The sequence below is a fragment of the Streptomyces sp. NPDC059247 genome (genome assembly GCF_042754005.1).
GTDB lineage: Bacteria > Actinomycetota > Actinomycetes > Streptomycetales > Streptomycetaceae > Streptomyces.
Map to the genome: position 1 here is coordinate 667,409 of NZ_JBHYZW010000002.1, position 15,904 is coordinate 683,312.

General features: G+C 74.7%; 14 protein-coding genes. 6 read left to right on the forward strand and 8 right to left on the reverse strand.

Annotated features, from left to right (window positions below; all coding sequences use genetic code 11):
• Window positions 1-10: 10 nt before the first annotated feature.
• From cseB to ACFXGN_RS06955, 5 genes are all read right to left on the reverse strand, one after another.
• Complete coding sequence (cseB, locus tag ACFXGN_RS06935; protein WP_384854407.1) at window positions 11-712, reverse strand: two-component system response regulator CseB; 702 nt, start codon at window positions 710-712, stop codon at window positions 11-13.
• A 118-nt stretch (window positions 713-830) separates the two neighbouring features.
• Window positions 831-1,454 carry a hypothetical protein gene (locus ACFXGN_RS06940; RefSeq protein ID WP_384854557.1) on the reverse strand — a complete coding sequence of 208 codons (624 nt, stop codon included), beginning with the start codon at window positions 1,452-1,454 and terminating at the stop codon, window positions 831-833.
• Between the two features lie 284 nt (window positions 1,455-1,738).
• Window positions 1,739-2,311 carry a SigE family RNA polymerase sigma factor gene (locus ACFXGN_RS06945; RefSeq protein ID WP_351785718.1) on the reverse strand — a complete coding sequence of 191 codons (573 nt, stop codon included), beginning with the start codon at window positions 2,309-2,311 and terminating at the stop codon, window positions 1,739-1,741.
• A gap of 409 nt (window positions 2,312-2,720) precedes the next feature.
• Window positions 2,721-3,680, reverse strand: a complete 960-nt coding sequence (locus ACFXGN_RS06950) for an A/G-specific adenine glycosylase (RefSeq protein WP_384854410.1) — start codon at window positions 3,678-3,680, stop codon at window positions 2,721-2,723.
• A 33-nt stretch (window positions 3,681-3,713) separates the two neighbouring features.
• The gene (locus ACFXGN_RS06955; RefSeq protein ID WP_384854413.1) at window positions 3,714-4,400 is read right to left on the reverse strand and encodes a phosphatase PAP2 family protein; all 687 of its coding nucleotides are present in this window, start codon (window positions 4,398-4,400) and stop codon (window positions 3,714-3,716) included.
• A 245-nt stretch (window positions 4,401-4,645) separates the two neighbouring features.
• Here ACFXGN_RS06955 and ACFXGN_RS06960 point away from each other — a divergent pair, with 245 nt between their 5' ends.
• Together ACFXGN_RS06960 and ACFXGN_RS06965 are read left to right on the forward strand one after the other, a co-directional pair.
• Window positions 4,646-5,476 (forward strand): hypothetical protein, encoded by an 831-nt coding sequence (locus ACFXGN_RS06960; protein WP_384854416.1) that lies wholly within the window; start codon window positions 4,646-4,648, stop codon window positions 5,474-5,476.
• Between the two features lie 142 nt (window positions 5,477-5,618).
• Window positions 5,619-6,011 carry a VOC family protein gene (locus ACFXGN_RS06965; RefSeq protein ID WP_384854419.1) on the forward strand — a complete coding sequence of 131 codons (393 nt, stop codon included), beginning with the start codon at window positions 5,619-5,621 and terminating at the stop codon, window positions 6,009-6,011.
• Between the two features lie 128 nt (window positions 6,012-6,139).
• Here ACFXGN_RS06965 and disA read toward each other — a convergent pair whose 3' ends face one another.
• Together disA and radA are read right to left on the reverse strand one after the other, a co-directional pair.
• Window positions 6,140-7,264, reverse strand: a complete 1,125-nt coding sequence (disA, locus tag ACFXGN_RS06970; protein WP_351796402.1) for a DNA integrity scanning diadenylate cyclase DisA — start codon at window positions 7,262-7,264, stop codon at window positions 6,140-6,142.
• Between the two features lie 442 nt (window positions 7,265-7,706).
• A complete protein-coding gene (gene radA / locus ACFXGN_RS06975) occupies window positions 7,707-9,110 on the reverse strand; it encodes a DNA repair protein RadA (RefSeq protein ID WP_384854422.1) in 1,404 nt (467 codons plus the stop codon).
• A gap of 738 nt (window positions 9,111-9,848) precedes the next feature.
• On the opposite strand from radA, the gene ACFXGN_RS06980 reads away from it, so the two are divergent.
• The gene (locus tag ACFXGN_RS06980) at window positions 9,849-11,645 is read left to right on the forward strand and encodes a hypothetical protein (protein WP_384854425.1); all 1,797 of its coding nucleotides are present in this window, start codon (window positions 9,849-9,851) and stop codon (window positions 11,643-11,645) included.
• 151 nt (window positions 11,646-11,796) lie between these two features.
• Here the strand turns inward: ACFXGN_RS06980 and ACFXGN_RS06985 are convergent, their stop codons facing one another.
• The gene (locus ACFXGN_RS06985) at window positions 11,797-12,765 is read right to left on the reverse strand and encodes a hypothetical protein (protein ID WP_384854428.1); all 969 of its coding nucleotides are present in this window, start codon (window positions 12,763-12,765) and stop codon (window positions 11,797-11,799) included.
• 40 nt (window positions 12,766-12,805) lie between these two features.
• On the opposite strand from ACFXGN_RS06985, the gene ACFXGN_RS06990 reads away from it, so the two are divergent.
• The 3 genes from ACFXGN_RS06990 to ACFXGN_RS07000 all read left to right on the forward strand — a co-directional run bounded on the left by ACFXGN_RS06990 (window position 12,806) and on the right by ACFXGN_RS07000 (window position 15,728).
• On the forward strand, window positions 12,806-13,738 hold the full coding sequence (locus ACFXGN_RS06990; RefSeq protein WP_351796390.1) for a Ppx/GppA phosphatase family protein: 933 nt from the start codon (window positions 12,806-12,808) through the stop codon (window positions 13,736-13,738).
• 545 nt (window positions 13,739-14,283) lie between these two features.
• The gene (locus ACFXGN_RS06995) at window positions 14,284-15,120 is read left to right on the forward strand and encodes a sugar phosphate isomerase/epimerase family protein (RefSeq protein ID WP_384854429.1); all 837 of its coding nucleotides are present in this window, start codon (window positions 14,284-14,286) and stop codon (window positions 15,118-15,120) included.
• Window positions 15,117-15,728 (forward strand): TetR family transcriptional regulator, encoded by a 612-nt coding sequence (locus ACFXGN_RS07000; protein ID WP_384854430.1) that lies wholly within the window; start codon window positions 15,117-15,119, stop codon window positions 15,726-15,728. The genes ACFXGN_RS06995 and ACFXGN_RS07000 overlap by 4 nt, the downstream gene beginning before the upstream one ends.
• Window positions 15,729-15,904: the final 176 nt, after the last annotated feature.

Consider the following 15,904-nt stretch of genomic DNA (forward strand, 5'->3'; position numbering starts at 1 on the left):
CGGGCCCGTCCTAGCTCTTGAGCTTGTAGCCGAAGCCGCGGACCGTCTCGATCCTGTCCTGGCCGATCTTGGCCCGCAGCCGCTGCACATGGACGTCGACGACCCGGGTGTCGCCGCCCCAGCCGTAGTCCCAGACCCGCTCCAGGAGCTTGTCCCGGGACAGTACGGTGCCGGGCGAGGACGAGAACTCCAGGAGCAGCCGCATCTCGGTCGGGGTCAGCGCGACGGGCACCCCGCCCCTGCGGACCTCCATGCCCTCGGTGTCGACCTCCAGATCGCCGAAGACGAGCAGCCCGCCGCCGTCGGTGCCGTCCTCCGCGCGCTCGCCCGCGCCGAGTCCCGCGTGGCCGAAGCGGCGCAGCACGGCCCGGATGCGGGCCATCAGGACGGAGCCGTCGAAGGGCTTGGTGACGTAGTCGTCGGCGCCCGCCTCCAGGCCGAGGACGACGTCGATCGAGTCGGCGCGCGCCGACAGCATGATCACCGGCACGGTCGACTCGTCGCGGATGCGACGGCAGAGGCTGACGCCGTCCATGCCCGGCAGCATCACGTCGAGCAGGGCGATGTCCGGCCGCTGGGCGCGGAAGGCGTCGAGCCCGGAGAGCCCGTCGGGCATGGCGGTGACCCGGAAGCCGTCCCGCTCCAGGGCGAGCTGGGTGGCCTCACGGATGACGTCGTCGTCCTCGACGAACAGGACATGGGTTTCGGCCATCGTGCGGGTCCTTCGGGTCTGCGGTTCCGGGGCGGACGGGACGGGAGGGGCGGGGAGAACGGGAGGGGCGGAGAGAACAGGAGGGGCGGAGGGGTACGGATACGGGCGGGGGTACGGCTCAGGTCGGCGGGGTCACGGAGGGCACGGGCTCCGCGATGCCCGAGTCGCCGACGGCCCGGCTGTAGTCGTTGTGCACCCAGTCGTGCTGGGTGAACCTGTTCCCCGCCCAGCGGTACGTGATGACGTCCTCGCCCGAGGGGTACGCGACCGGGTCGCCCTTCGCGTACACCTGCTTGGTGACGACGAGCTCGCCCCGGTCGATCGTGCCGTAGACCGCCGCGTCCTCCGCCGCGAACACGTTCTCGTACCGGTCGCTCTGCTTCCGGTAGACGTAGGTGCCGATGCCGACGGCGTCGCCGCAGGTCATCACGTTGACGACGACATCGGGCGCGGCCGAGTTGGTGAGGTTGCCGTAGGAGGTGTCCACCGGGTAGGCGTCCGCGACGCACGGCTTCAGATCCGCCTTGAGCCGCTTGCCGATCTTCGGGTCGTCCTTGAGGAGCGCGATCGGGTCCACCCGTACGGCGGCCTCTGCACCGACGGTCGCGGAGGGCGCGGGCGTCGGCGCCGCCGCGGCGACCTCGCCGGAGCGGGCCGCGCCCTCGTCGCGGGAGCCGGTGCCGCCGGTCGAACAGGCGGCGAGGGACAGACCGACGGCGACGAGCCCGGCCGTAGCCGTGATGCCCGCCGCCTTGGCCGAGGGAAGCCCGCGCCGACCGGTCCCGTTCCTACCGGTCCAGTCCCGACCGGCCCTGTCTTGATCGGCCCTGTTCTGATCGGCCCTGTTCTGATCGGTGCCGTCCCGGCTGGTGCCGACCCGGCCGGTCGCGTCCCGGCCGTGGCCGGATCCGCCGGAGGCGACGGCCGCGCGCGGGCCGTCCCCGGTGCGGCCCGCGCGGACATCGCCGCCGGGGCGGTCACCGTCATCGGTGCCGCCCCCTGGTCCTCTGCCGTCGGCTCCGCCGTCTAGGCCGCGCACCGCTCCCGCCCCCGCTCGTCGCCTCGTACGGTCGTCCGCTCCCCGGTCCGCCCCAGGGCACGGGCGTCGAGGTCACGGCTCTCCAGCTCCTGACGGAGCCGGGCGAGCGCGCGGTGGAGCGTGGACTTCACCGTACCGGTCGACATGCCGAGCGCCGCGGCCGTCTCCTCCGTACTCATCTGCTCCCAGTGCCGCAGGACGACGACGCTGCGCTGCTTCGGCGCGAGGACCTTCAGGACGTCCATGAGCAGGGCGCGGTCGGCGTGCTGCTCGGTCGGGTCGTCGACGCAGGCGTCGGGTAGCTGCTCGGTGGGCACCTCTTCGAGCTTGCGGGAGCGCCACCACTCGGTCCGGGTGTTGATCATGACCCGGCGGAGGTAGGCGTCGGCCAGGGACTTGTCGGCGATGCCGTCCCAGCGGCCGTAGGTCCGGGCGAGGGCGGTCTGGAGCAGGTCCTGTGCGTCGACGGGGTCCGCGACGAGACGACGGGCACTGCGCAGCAGCGCGTCCTGCCGCGTGCGGACGTACTCCTCGAAATCGAGCACCTCGCCATGCCTCATCCGAACCGCCTCCGAACCCCGTGACCTGCTTCGTTCCTGCTGTCGTGGACGACGCTACGGAGCGCGTGTCACGGGGCTGTGCGTGGCAGCCGTCGGTGGACGCACGGCTGTCCATCGGTTGTGTAACGACGGCCGGGACGGGGTTTCGGCCGGGAGGGGAGGTGTCCCAGGGACGCGGGAGGCCCGTGGGACGGGTCTCGGGACCTGCCCCACGGGCCTTCCGGTACGACGTCCGAGGTACCTGGCGGATACGGGATCGGGGCCGCCGGGAAGCATGGTCCGGGCTGTCGGGAGGCATGGTCCGGGCCGCCGGGAACCACGGGCCGGGGCCACCTGGGACCGGGGTCCGGGTCACCACCGCCCCGGCCCCTCACGGGTCACGGACCCCCACGGGCCGCCCCCCACCGGCTCAGGACATCGGCAGCCGGTAGCGGCTTCCGGACAGCGGTTCGACCAGACCGTCCGCGACCAGACCGTCCAGGGCCCTGGCCCGCTGCACCGGCTCGTCCCAGACCGCGTCCAGGGCCGCCTGCGCCACCGGCTCCCGCGACTCCCGCAGCACCGCGAGGAGCCGTCCCCTGACCTGCCGGTCGGTCCCCGCGTACGTCTGGCCGCGCCGGGGCGGCCCCTCGTGCTCGGGCTTCCCCGCCAGCAGCCAGGCGCACCGCCCGGAGATCGGGCAGCGCCCGCACTCCTCGTTCTTCGCGGTGCACACCAGGGCGCCCAGCTCCATCGAGGCGGCGGCCCAGCGGGCGGCCGTGGCCTCGTCCGCCGGGAGCAGCGCGCGGGCGAGCCGCCGCTCGGCGGCCGTGGTCGCGTTCGGCGGGTACCGCACACCGGTCGCGGCCCGCGCGAAGACCCGGCGCACATTGGTGTCCAGGACCGCGTGCCGCTGCCCGTACGCGAAGGAGGCCACCGCCGCGGCCGTGTACTCGCCGATGCCGGGCAGCGCGAGCAGGTGTCCGTGGTCGCTGGGCACGTCGCCGCCGTGCCGCTCGGTTATGGCCGTGGCCGCCGCGTGCAGCCGCAGGGCCCGGCGCGGATAACCGAGCCTGCCCCAGGCGCGGACCGCCTCGCCGGGGGCGTCGGCCGCCAGATCGGCCGGTCGGGGCCAGCGCGCGAGCCACTGCTCGTACACCGGGAGCACCCGGACCACCGGTGTCTGCTGGAGCATGAACTCGCTCACCATGACGCCCCAGGCACCGGCCTCGGGGCGCCGCCAGGGCAGATCACGGGCGTGCCGGTCGAACCAGGCGAGGACGGGCCCGTGTAGCTCCGCGGGGGGCGTCGGGACGGCGGGGTCGCCGGCGGCGCGCGCTTCGCGGGCCGGGGGAGCGACGGGGACGGGAGGAGTCTCGGTGGAAGTCATGGCACCTCCGATCCTGGCACGTCCCCGACGCGATCAGCGCGCGCCGTGGCGCGCGCGGCGGGCTTCCTCGGTGCGCCGGGCGGCGCGTCCCCCCGCCGCGTGCACGCGCGGTCCGCGCCCCGCGCACCACACCACGGCCGTGTTCCCGCTCGACCTCGCCGTGTCCACGAGGCTGGCCACCGGCCGCGCCGCGGTCCGCATCACGAGGAAGGCGACCAGACCGCCGAGGAGCACGCCGACCGTCACGTCGTGCGGGTAGTGGACACCGACGAAGACCCGGGAGAAGGCCATGAGCAGGGCCATCGGCACGGTCAGCCAGACGATCCCGCGCCAGGACAGGGCGAGCGCGATGGCCGCGGCGCCCGCGATGGCCGCGTGGTTGCTGGGGAAGGACCAGTCGCCGTGCGGCGGGCAGGTGATCAGGGAGGCGGGCGCCCCGGCCACCGAGCGGCACGGGCGTTCCTCGTCGACCAGGGACTTGAAGGACTCGCTCACCACGTACCCGAAGGCGGTGGCGAGCGGGGCGAGCAGCGCGAGGGCCATCGCCCGGCTCGACCCCTCGCGGGAGCGCCACCAGCCGGCCAGGAAGAGAACGCCGAAGAGCAGCAGCCCGGCCTCGGTCCAGACCTCGGCGAGCCACTGGAACCAGTGGGGGGTGGAGTGCGCGAAATCCAGGACGTCGACATACAGACGGTCGGAGAGGTCGAGAAGGGTGTTCATGGTGCATGACGCTAACCGGAATCCGGGGCGTCTCGCCCCGGGCCAACGGCCAGAGCGACCCCTGACGAAAGTGGGGGTCACCGGAAACTGTCCGTTATCTTCCGTTTCCAGTCGTATTGGGGGGTGCGGGAGCGGGGGTCGGGGAAAAGTTCCCGGAACCGACGGATGTGATCATCGGCAAAACTTGATGGCTCGGGCGGCGGGTAGGGCGGGAGTTGGGCGTGATCTCTCGTAAGGTTCGGGTCGTGGGATCTTTGCGCAATCCGGTCGGGCCGCTTCCCTCCACCATCTACTGGCGACGGAGGGCGGTGGCGGCGTGCCTGGCGGCGCTTCTGGCGCTCCTCGCCTTCTGGGCCCTGGCCTCCGGTGACGGCGGCGGCAAGAAGCCGAGCGACGCCGCCAACGGCGCCTCTCCCACACCCCCCTCGATCACCCCGGGCCCCTCCGGCAGCGGAACCGCGATCAGCCAACAGCCCGGCGGACGCGAGGAGTCGGGCGACTCTGGAGGCGCCACGGGCGGCGACGGCGGCACCGGCACGGACCCGGGCCCGACCGACGGCGGCACGGGCCACGGCGGCAGCGGCAGCGGCGGCAAGAACGGCGACACCGACGGCGCCGGTGGCGACGGCGGCGCGGGCACCGGCGCGGGCCAGCGCGTCCCCGCCGACTCCCCCCTCCCCAACTGCCCCTCCGGAGCGCTTCAGTTGACGCTCCGCAGTAGCAAGGTCAGTTACGAGACCGGCGAGAAGCCCCGTTTCCTGCTGGTCGCGAAGAACACCTCGGGCACCGACTGCAAGGCCGATCTCGGGCCCCGCAACGCCGTTCTGACGATCAGTGACAGCAAGGACGACGAGGTCTGGTCCAGCGCCGACTGCCCCCGGCCCGGCGCCCCCGTACTGCTGCGCGTCCCCGCGCGCACCACCATCACCCACACCGTCGAGTGGGACCGGGGCCGCAGCGCCCCGGACTGCGCCACCGCCCCGGCGGGCCGGGCGGGCCCCGGCACCTATCTGGTGGAGGCGGTGATGCCGGGCGTGAAGGTGCTCCCGGCCCCGTTCAGCCTGGCGAAGGACTGAGCCGGGCCCCCACGGGCACGAACTGACGCATTCGTACGAGCACGGGCCCCACCAGCCGGCCGAATCCCCCCGGCACCCGCACCAGCGCCCCGCCCGAGCTGCCCCCACCACCCCCGCCCCGAGGATCGGAAAGGCCCGTCCCATGGTCTCGGTACTGCAGAACGTGGCGATCGACTGCGCGGACGCCTACGGTCTCGCGCTGTTCTGGAGCGAGGTGACGGGTTGCCCGCCGGACCCGGACGCCAGGCCCGGCGACCGGGAGACCCAGGTGCCCCTGGCGGAGGGCCCGGTCCTCTACTTCAACCAGGTGCCCGAGCCGAAGACGTCCAAGAACCGGGTCCATCTGTGCCTGCGTCCCGAGACCTCGCGCGACCAGGAGGTCGAGCGGCTGCTGGGCCTCGGCGCGACCCTGGTCGCGGACCACCGCGAGCCCGACGGCACCGGCTGGGCGGTCCTCGCCGACCCGGAGGGGAACGAACTGTGCGTCCTGCGCGGTGACTCCGACCGGACCGGGACCCACCCCGGCCCTTCCTAGCCCGAGCGGGCCGGACCGCTCAGATCCAGGACGTACGGCTCCGGCTCCGGACGCGCCGCTCGGCCTCCGGACGTACGGCTCCGATCCAGACGCACCGGTCTGGACGCACCAGTCCAGATGTACCGCTCTTAGACGTACCGCTCCAGGATCGAGGACTCCGCGAGCCGGGACAGGCCCTCGCGGACGCTGCGGGCCCGCGCCTCGCCGACGCCGTCGACGGCCTGGAGGTCGTCCACGCTGGCGGCGAGCAGCTTCTGCAGCCCCCCGAAGTGCTCCACGAGCCGCTCGATGATCGCGCCCGGAAGCCTCGGCACCTTGGCGAGCAGCCGGTAACCACGCGGCGAGACCGCCGAGTCGAGGGTCTCGGGCGAGCCGCTGTAGCCGAGCGCCCGCGCCACGACGGGAAGTTCGAGCAGCTCGGTGTGGGACAGCGCGTCCAGCTCGGTGAGCGCCTCCGCGACCGTCCGCGAACGCTTCGCCGTCGGCTCGGGGACGTAGTCCCGGACCACCAGCTCCCGCTCCGGCTCCACGCCCGCGATCAACTCGTCGAGCTGGAGCGACAGGAGCCGCCCGTCCGTACCCAGCTCGACGACGTACTCGGCGATCTCGGTGGCGATCCGGCGGACCATCTCCAGGCGCTGGGCGACGGCGGTGACGTCCCGGACGGTCACCAGGTCCTCGATCTCCAGGGCGGAGAGGGTGCCCGCCACCTCGTCGAGCCGCAGCTTGTAGCGCTCCAGGGTCGCCAGCGCCTGATTGGCACGGGACAGGATCGCCGCCGACTCCTCCAGGACCCGCCGCTCCCCGTTCACGTACAGCGCGATCAGCCGCATGGACTGCGAGACGGAGACGACCGGGAAGTTGCACTGCTTGGAGACCCGGTCCGCGGTGCGGTGCCGGGTGCCGGTCTCCTCGGTGGGGATGGAGGCGTCCGGGACGAGCTGCACCCCCGCGCGGTGGATCTTGGTGATGTCCTTGTCGACGACGAGCGCGCCGTCGAGTTTGCAGAGCTCGCGCAGGCGGGTGGCGGCGAACTCGACGTCCAGCACGAAACCGCCGGTGCACATCGAGTCGACCGTCTTGTCCAGGCCGAGCACGATGAGACCGCCCGTGCTGCCCCGGAGGATGCGCTCCAGGCCGTCACGCAGCGCGGTGCCCGGCGCGACCGCGCTCAGGGCGGCGCGCATCAGCGCTTCGTTGCCGGAGCCCGCGCCGGACTTTCCGGGAGCTGCTGCCCCGTCCTTGGCTGCCACTGCACTCCTCCGGCTCGTACGGATGGGCGAGACCAGGGCAAAGTCTAGCGACACCACCCCGCCGCCCTCCGCCCCGACCGATCGCGGGTGGTCCGAAAGGGGTCCCCACCCTGACACGGGCCAAACCCTTCGCACCTTTGCGAAGGGTACGGAGTCAATTCCCGGTGGGAAACAGGGAAAGCACCCACCCCCGGGCCGGGCCCGCCCCGAGGACACCCGGAGCCGCCCCGGACACCCCCGGCACCCGACCGGCCCGCGTACGGCCCGGGGCGACCGGCCGTCCCGGCGAAGGGCCGACCACCCGGCCCCCGGTGGGCGAAGACCCGGTGGCCGGACGTGGGAGCACGGGCGGTCGGACGGGGAAGCCGGTGGCCGGACAGGGAAGCACCGGCGGTCGGACAGGGAAGCACCGGCGGTCGGACAGGGGAGTACGGGCGGCCCGCTACCCCTCCGCGCTCTCCGGGGCCTTCGCGCGGCGGCTGCGCGGCAGCACCCGCAGGGCCTCGCCCATGTCCGCGACCTCCGTCACCTTCATGCCCGACGGCACCTTGCCCGGGTCCCCGGGGACCAGCGCGTGCGTGAAGCCCAGCCGGTGGGCCTCGGAGAGCCGCCGCTGCACGCCCGTCACCCGCCGGACCTCGCCCGCGAGTCCGACCTCGCCGATCGCGACCAGGTTCTTCGGCAGCGGGGTGTCGCTCGCCGCCGAGGCCAGCGCCAGCGCGACGGCCAGGTCGGCGGCCGGCTCGGTGAGCTTCACCCCGCCCACGGTCGCGCAGTAGATGTCCCGCTTGCCCAGCGCGCTGATCCGCCCGCGCTGCTCCAGGACGGCCAGCATCATCGAGACCCGGGAGGTCTCCAGACCGGAGGTGGTCCGCCGGGGCGACGGGATCTGACTGTCCACGGTGAGCGCCTGCACCTCCGCGACGAGCGGACGGCGGCCCTCCAGGGTGACCGTCAGACAGGTGCCGGGCACGGCCACGTCACGCCGGGTCAGGAAGAGCCCGGAGGGATCGGCGAGCCCCGTGATCCCCTCGTCGTGCAGCTCGAAGCAGCCGACCTCGTCGGTCGCCCCGTACCGGTTCTTCACGCCCCGGACCAGTCGCAGGCGCGCGTGCCGGTCGCCCTCGAAGCTCAGGACCACGTCGACCAGGTGCTCCAGGAGCCGGGGACCGGCGATGGCCCCGTCCTTGGTGACGTGGCCGACGAGCAGCGTGGACATGCCGCGCTCCTTGGACGCCCGGATGAGCGCCCCGGCGACCTCGCGGACCTGGGCCATGCCGCCGGGCGCGCCGTCGATCTCGGGGGAGGCGACGGTCTGCACCGAGTCCATGATCAGCAGCGAGGGCTTGACTGCGTCCAGGTGCCCGAGGACCGCCGACAGATCGGTCTCGGCCGCCAGATAGAGGTGGTCGCTCAGCGCGTTGATCCGGTCGGCGCGCAGCCGGACCTGGCTGGCGGACTCCTCGCCCGTGACGTAGAGGGTGCGGTGCTCCTCACCCGCGGCCTTGGCCGCGACGTCGAGCAGCAGGGTGGACTTGCCGACGCCCGGCTCGCCCGCGAGGAGCACCACCGCGCCGGGCACCAGGCCCCCGCCGAGGACCCGGTCCAGCTCGTCGACGCCGGTGGAACGGGCGGTCGCCTGCCGGACGTCCACCTGCGCGATGGGGACGGCGGCGGTGGAGACCCGGCCCGCGGCGGTCGTACGGACAGCGGGCGCGCCGTACTCCTCGACCGTCCCCCAGGCCTGGCATTCGGGGCAGCGGCCGAGCCACTTGGCCGTCTGCCAGCCGCACTCGGTGCAGCGGTAGGACGGCCGGTCCTTGGTCGATTTCGTACGGGCAGCCATGCCGCCCACCGTAGCGGCCACCACCGACAACGCCCCGGCCCCCGCCCGACCACCTCCCCCGCCAGGACGTGGGCGCCGGACCGATGGCCGGAATGCCCGGCCCCGCCCGGACCACCCCCGCCCGGGAACGCGAAGGCCCCGCCCGGCGCCTCCCCGTCCCGCCCGCGCCTCCCTGCTCCGGCCCGCTCCCACCGGCCCGCCCCGCACTTCCCCCTCCCGCCGGTTACCCCCCCCCTCCCGACCACCCCACCGATCGGGCCCGTCCCCCGGCCCCCACCGTCCCGTCCCGCGGCCCCCACCGTCCCGTCCCGCACCCGCCCCGACCCCGCCCGGAGCGCCGTCCGCCGGTCCCGGGTGGCGGCGACCCGCCCCGGAGCGACCTCCCCGCCCCGGAGCGACCGGCGCCCACCCCGCAGCGACCTCCCCGCCCCGGACCACGAGCACCTGCCACGGGCGCCCGCCCCGAGCGCCCGGGGCGCCCCGGCGCCGCCCGCTCGACCGGAGGCGGCGGCGCCGCGCCCGAAGGGGCTCCCGCCCCGGCCCGACCCCCTCGGCGCCCACCGGGAAGCGGCGCCCGCTCCCCCGTACGGCCGTCACCCGTCCAGGCGCACCGGCTGTCACCCGACCGGGAACGGAACCCCGTATTCCTGTCCCCTTTCGGGCGATAGCTTCACCCGTACGAATGAGAAGTCCGCGACCGGTACGAAGAGTGCCTCCCGCGCTGCCTACGGTCGACCGGTGACGAGCAGCAGGCTGGACTCTCCCGCACGCACCACCGGCGCACACCGGGCGCACCCCGCCACGGACCACCGGGGAACCCGCGCGCTCGGCCGTCGGTCCCCCGTCCGCCACGAGGCAGCCCTCGACGGCCTCTTCACGTACTGCCTCTCCGTGCTCTGCGACCACGACACGGCCACCGCCGTCCTCGGTGACGTCCTGGCCGTCGCCGAACGGCACCACGGCCGCTGTCCCTCCGACGAGGAGGGCCGCACGGCCTGGCTGTACGCCCTCGCCCGCTGGGCCTGTCTGCGCAGCCTCGGCGAGCAGCGCGGCCGACGCCAGGGCGCCCACACCGGCCGTCCCGCCGTCGCCGCGCCCGAGCCGCCCCGGGTGCCCGAGGGGACCGCCGAGCGCCGCCGTGCCGAGCTCGCCCGGCTCGCCTGGCCCGAGGCCGCGGGCACCACTCCCGAACAGCGCGAGGCCCTCGAACTGTCCGTCCGGCACGGCCTCAGCCCCCGCCAGGTCGCCGCCGTGCTCTCCCTCGACCCGCCCGCCGCCCGCGAGCTCCTCTCCGCCGCCGCCTGCGAGGTCGAACGCACCCGGGCCGCCCTCGCCGTCGTCGGGACCGGGACCTGCCCCACGGTCGCCCGGCTCACCGGCGACCACCGGGTGCTCCTCTCGGCCGCCCTGCGCGCCGAGCTGGTCCGGCACGTCGACGACTGCCCCTGCTGCCGCAGGGCCGCCGAGCGCGTCGGCGCCACCACCCCCTGGCCCGGCACCGGCACCCTGCCCCCGGCCTCGCTGCCGCTGGTCGAAGCCCCCCGGGCCGCCGTCTGCACGGCGATGCCGCACGTCCCCCGCGCGCGTGCCGGAGCCCCGCGTTTCGCGCCCACCGGCTTCCCCCTCGACCCCAAGGACCATGCCGCCCGCCGTGACCGGATGCGGGCCCGCGCGGTCACCACCACCGTGGTCGCGGCCGTGGTCGCCGCCCCCGTCCTCGCCCTGTGGACCTCCTGCCGGGGCACCCCCGACACCAGTGCGGTCGCCCATGGCGGCACCCGTATCAGCGCCTCCGGGGCCGATACGGCCATCGGACCCGACGGCCGCCCCTACGACCCCTACCAGAACGCGGGCAACACGGACGCCCTCCCCGACCCCCGCTTCACCCGGGGCAGCCGCGCCCCCGACGTCTCCGTCGAGGTCCTCAGCCCCGGCGGTCCCACCGGCCCCTCGGAGCCCTCCCGTCCGGGCGAGCCCGCCCCCGGCTGGGTCACGGTGAGCGCCCGGAGCCACGGAGACCTCACGCTGCTCACGCTCACCGCCGCCGGGGGGACCCCCACCGACTGGTCGCTGTGGACGGACGCGCCCTGGCTGTACGTGAGCCGGGCCTCCGGCACCCTCGCCCCCGGCGCGGCGGTCACGATCGCCGTCCGCGTCGACCACGGGCACGAGCCCCGGGGCGACTGGAGCGCGAGGGTCGGGGTGAACCCCTCGGGGGCGGTGGTCAGGATCGACGGGCACGGCGACCCCGCCCCGCCCGCCGTCGAACCGGGCACCCCGCCGCCGACCACCGGGCCGACCGTCCCGCCCACCACACCGCCGACCGTCCCGCCCACGACGGAGCCGACCACTCCGCCGACCGTCCCGCCGACCACGGAACCCCCGGTGACGGCCGACCCGGGGACCCCGACCGGCCCGCCCACGACCGCGCCGACCACTCCGCCGCCCACGACGGAACAGCCCTCGGCGACCACGGACCCGGCCACCCCGGAACCGACGTCCCCGCCGACGACGGAGAACCCGCCCCCGCCCTGACCGAGGGGCCTACGGGCCGGAGCCGCAGGGGAAGCCCGTAGGGGCGGGCGCCGTACGGGAAGCGCCCGTACGGGCGATGCCGTACGGGCGCTGTGCGGGCGGATGCCCCGAGGGGTGGTCTGAGGGGTGGCCCGTACGGGCCAGGAGACGGCTACTTCTTCTTCGGGCCCTTCGGACCCTTCGGGTTCTCAGCGGCCACGGCGTTCCCGGCGTTCTCGGCACTCTCCGTGCTCTTCGCGCTCTTCGTGCTCGCCGTGGTCCCCCGCTCCACCGGGTCCGCCGGGTGCGGGGCCACCAGGGGCAGCGCCGAGGCGAGCCGGGTCTCGCACAGCCCGACGAGGACCTCGTACGCCTCCTTGCCCATCATCTCGGTCAGCTCGGGCCGGTAGGAGACGTAGACCGGTTCACCCGCCCCGTGCGCCGAGGTGGCCGAGGTGCACCACCAGTGCAGGTCACGACCGCCGGGACCCCAGCCCCTGCGGTCGTACTCGCCGATGGACACCTGGAGGACCCGGGTGTCGTCCGGCCGGTCGATCCAGTCGTACGTCCGGCGGACCGGCAGCTGCCAGCAGACGTCCGGCTTGGTCTCCAGCGGCTCCCGGCCCTCCTTCAGGGCCAGGATGTGCAGCGAACAGCCCGCGCCGCCCGCGAAGCCGGGGCGGTTCTGGAAGATGCAGGACCCCTTCCAGCGGCGGGTCTGCCGGTCGCCGTCCTCGTCGAGCTGGGTCCAGCCGGACTCGCTGCCGACCTCGTGGAACTGCCACAGCTCCGGAGTGAGGCGCGCCACGTGCGAAGCGACCCGCTTCTCGTCGTCCTCGTCGGAGAAGTGCGCGCCGAGCGTGCAGCAGCCGTCGTCGGCGCGGCCCGCCTGGATGCCCTGGCAGCCGCTGCCGAAGACACAGGTCCAGCGGGAGGTCAGCCAGGTCAGGTCGCAGCGGAAGACCTGCTCCTCATCGGCGGGATCGGGGAACTCGACCCACGCGCGCGCGAAGTCCAGCCCCTTCTCGTCGGGCTCCGCACCCTTGCCCCGCTTCCCGCCGCCCTTCACCGACACCGGAACCTTCACCTCCGCGTCTCCGCGACTGTCCTTGCCCGGCTTCGCCTTCTTCGTCTTTGGCACGAGTCCAAGCGTATGCGGGCGGGAGCAGTACCGTTCCGCCATGAGACTCGGAGTCCTCGACGTCGGTTCGAACACAGTGCACTTCCTGGTGGTGGACGCCCACCCGGGCGCCCGGCCGCTGCCCGCCCACTCCCACAAGGCGGAGCTCCGGCTCGCCGAACTCCTCGACGAGCGGGGCGCCATCGCGCCCGCGGGCGTCGAGCGGCTCATCGCGACCGTCCGGTACGCGCTGCTCGCCGCCGAGGACAAGGGCTGCGAGGAGGTGCTGCCGTTCGCCACCTCGGCCGTCCGCGAGGCCAGCAACGCCGACGCCGTCCTCGCGCGCGTGAAGGAGGAGACCGGGGTCGAGCTCCAGGTCCTCACCGGGGAGGAGGAGGCGCGGCTCACCTTCCTCGCCGCCCGCCGCTGGTTCGGCTGGTCCGCCGGGAAGCTCCTCCTCCTCGACATCGGCGGCGGCTCCCTCGAAGTGGCGTACGGCATCGACGAGGACCCCGACACGGCGGTCTCGCTGCCGCTCGGTGCGGGCCGCCTCACCGCGGGCTGGCTGCCCGGAGACCCGGCGGACACCGCCGACGTGAAGGCGCTCCGCCGCCATGTGCGCGCGCAGATCGCCCGTACGGTCGGAGACTTCAGCCGCTCCGGGCGCCCCGACCGGGTGGTCGCCACCTCCAAGACCTTCAAGCAGCTGGCCAGGATCGCCGGTGCCCCCGGCTCGGGGGAGGGCCTCTACGCCCAGCGGGTCCTGAGCCGCAAGTCCCTGGAGGAGTGGGTCCCGCGCCTGGCCGCGATGACGGCGCCCGAGCGGGCGGCCCTGCCGGGAGTGTCGGAGGGCCGCGCGGGCCAGCTCCTCGCGGGCGCGCTCGTCGCGGAGGGCGCGATGGACCTGCTCGACGTGGAGGAACTGGAGATCTGCCCCTGGGCCCTGCGCGAGGGCGTCATCCTCCGCCGCCTGGACCACCTGCCGACGACCTGACGGGCGGGGCCCGGGGGAGCCGGGGGAGACCGGTCCGGCGGTACGGGTCCGGCGGGGCGGCGGCCCGTACGACCGGTAGGGACCGGCCGTCAGGGACGGCTCCGGATGGCCGGACGGAACCTCGGGGGAGCGGCCGAGCCCCGGCCGACCGGCCGCCGGGTGGACGCACCGGCTCCCACGGGTGGGCGAACCACCCCGGCCACCCCGGCCACCCCGGTCGTACCGGCCGCCGGACCGCCGAGGCCGGTGCGACCGGTCGTACGGGCCGCCCCGCCGACCCGCCGTCCGGCCACCGCGCCGACCGGCCCCCGGCACCGCGCCACCCGACCACCGCACCAGCCCACCCACAGCCACCGGACCGGACCCGGCCAGGCCGGACCGGACCGGACCGGTCGGCCGACCGCCCCCCGGCCCACACTCACCCCCATCCCCCCCCATCCCCCCCATCCCCCCCATACCCCCCCATCCCCCCATCCCCCGCCCCCCCCGCCCGGCGTGACCGGAACCACCCCCCGGCGTCGCGGCCCGCCCCGTACCCTGTCTGGATGGCAGAACCAGCGGTGCGCGTCCCGGGCGTGAAGGTCGCCCTGTCGACCGCCTCGGTCTATCCGGAGTCGACGGCGACGGCCTTCGAGATCGCCGCGCGCCTCGGCTACGACGGCGTCGAGGTCATGGTGTGGACCGACCCGGTCAGCCAGGACGTGGAGGCGCTCCGCCGCCTCTCCGACCACCACGGGGTTCCCGTCCTCGCCGTGCACGCCCCCTGCCTCCTCATCACCCAGCGCGTCTGGTCCACCGACCCCTGGGTCAAGCTCCAGCGCGCCCGGTCGGCGGCCGAGCGGCTCGGTGCGTCGACGGTCGTGGTGCATCCGCCGTTCCGCTGGCAGCGCCAGTACGCCAAGGACTTCGTGACCGGCATCTGGCGGATGGCGGACGAGACCGACGTGCGGTTCGCCGTCGAGAACATGTACCCGTGGCGGTACAAGGACCGCGAGATGCTCGCGTACGCCCCCGAGTGGGACGTCACCAAGGACGACTACCGGCACTTCACCGTGGACCTCTCGCACACCGCGACCGCCCGCACCGACGCCCTCGCGATGATCGACCGCATGGGCGACCGGCTCGGCCACGTCCACCTCGCCGACGGCCGGGGCTCGGCCAAGGACGAGCACCTGGTCCCGGGGCGCGGCACCCAGCCCTGCGCCGAACTCCTGGAACGGCTCGCGGTCACCGGCTTCGACGGCCATGTCGTCATCGAGGTCAACACGCGCCGCGCGATGTCGGCCGCCGAACGCGAGGCCGACCTCGCGGAGGCCCTGGCGTTCACCCGGCTGCACCTCGCCTCGGCGGCCGGCCGCCCCACCCGGGTGCCGGGGCCGTGACCGCCCCGGCCCCGCGCAGGCGAGGCCGCCCGTCCCGTACCGAGGAGGAGAGCGGACCGGGCGCGCGGGAACGCATCCTGGAGGCGGCCCGCGACCAGTTCGCCGAACGCGGCTACGACAAGGCCTCGGTGCGCGGCATCGCCCGCGCCGCCGGGGTCGATCCGGCGCTCGTCCACCACTACTTCGGCACGAAGGACGAGGTCTTCGCCGCCGCCGTCGAGGTCTCCTTCGAGCCGACGGCGGTCGTCCCGGCGATCCTGGACGGCCCGCGCGAGGCCATCGGCGAGCGGCTCGCGCGCTTCTTCGTGGGGGTCTGGGAGAACCCGGCGAGCCGCGCCCCGCTGCTCGCGATCGTCCGCTCCGCGCTGACCCACGAGGCGGCGGCGAAGGTCCTGCGGGCGTTCGTGCTGCGACGGCTCCTGGAGCGGATCGCGGACGAGCTGGACGTACCGGATCCGAAGTTCCGAGCGGAGCTGGCGGCCTCGCACATGATCGGGATCGCGATCCTGCGGTACGTGATCCAGGTCGAGCCGCTGGCCTCGGCGGACCCGGAGGACATCGTGGCCCAGGTGGCGCCGACGCTCCAGCGCTATCTGACGGAGGCGTGAGGCACACGACCCGGGCACCCGGCCGGTCCGACCGGGGCCCCGGCCCCCGTACGACCCGGATCCCGACCGGTAGGACCGGTCCGACCGGCGTCCCGACTCCGTACGACCCGGATCCCGACCCCGTACGACCCTGTGCCCGGACCCGTACGACCCTGCTCGAAAGCTGAACACCCTGT

Excerpts from the sequence above, each read along its gene's own strand:
- ACFXGN_RS06990 (WP_351796390.1), top strand. The coding sequence starts at position 12,806 with ATGAGACTCGGAGTCCTCGACGTCGGTTCGAACACAGTGCACTTCCTG.
- ACFXGN_RS06945 (WP_351785718.1), bottom strand. The coding sequence starts at position 2,311 with ATGAGGCATGGCGAGGTGCTCGATTTCGAGGAGTACGTCCGCACGCGG.
- ACFXGN_RS06965 (WP_384854419.1), top strand. The coding sequence starts at position 5,619 with ATGGTCTCGGTACTGCAGAACGTGGCGATCGACTGCGCGGACGCCTAC.
- ACFXGN_RS06955 (WP_384854413.1), bottom strand. The coding sequence starts at position 4,400 with ATGAACACCCTTCTCGACCTCTCCGACCGTCTGTATGTCGACGTCCTG.
- ACFXGN_RS06950 (WP_384854410.1), bottom strand. The coding sequence starts at position 3,680 with ATGACTTCCACCGAGACTCCTCCCGTCCCCGTCGCTCCCCCGGCCCGC.
- ACFXGN_RS06995 (WP_384854429.1), top strand. The coding sequence starts at position 14,284 with ATGGCAGAACCAGCGGTGCGCGTCCCGGGCGTGAAGGTCGCCCTGTCG.
- radA (WP_384854422.1), bottom strand. The coding sequence starts at position 9,110 with ATGGCTGCCCGTACGAAATCGACCAAGGACCGGCCGTCCTACCGCTGC.
- cseB (WP_384854407.1), bottom strand. The coding sequence starts at position 712 with ATGGCCGAAACCCATGTCCTGTTCGTCGAGGACGACGACGTCATCCGT.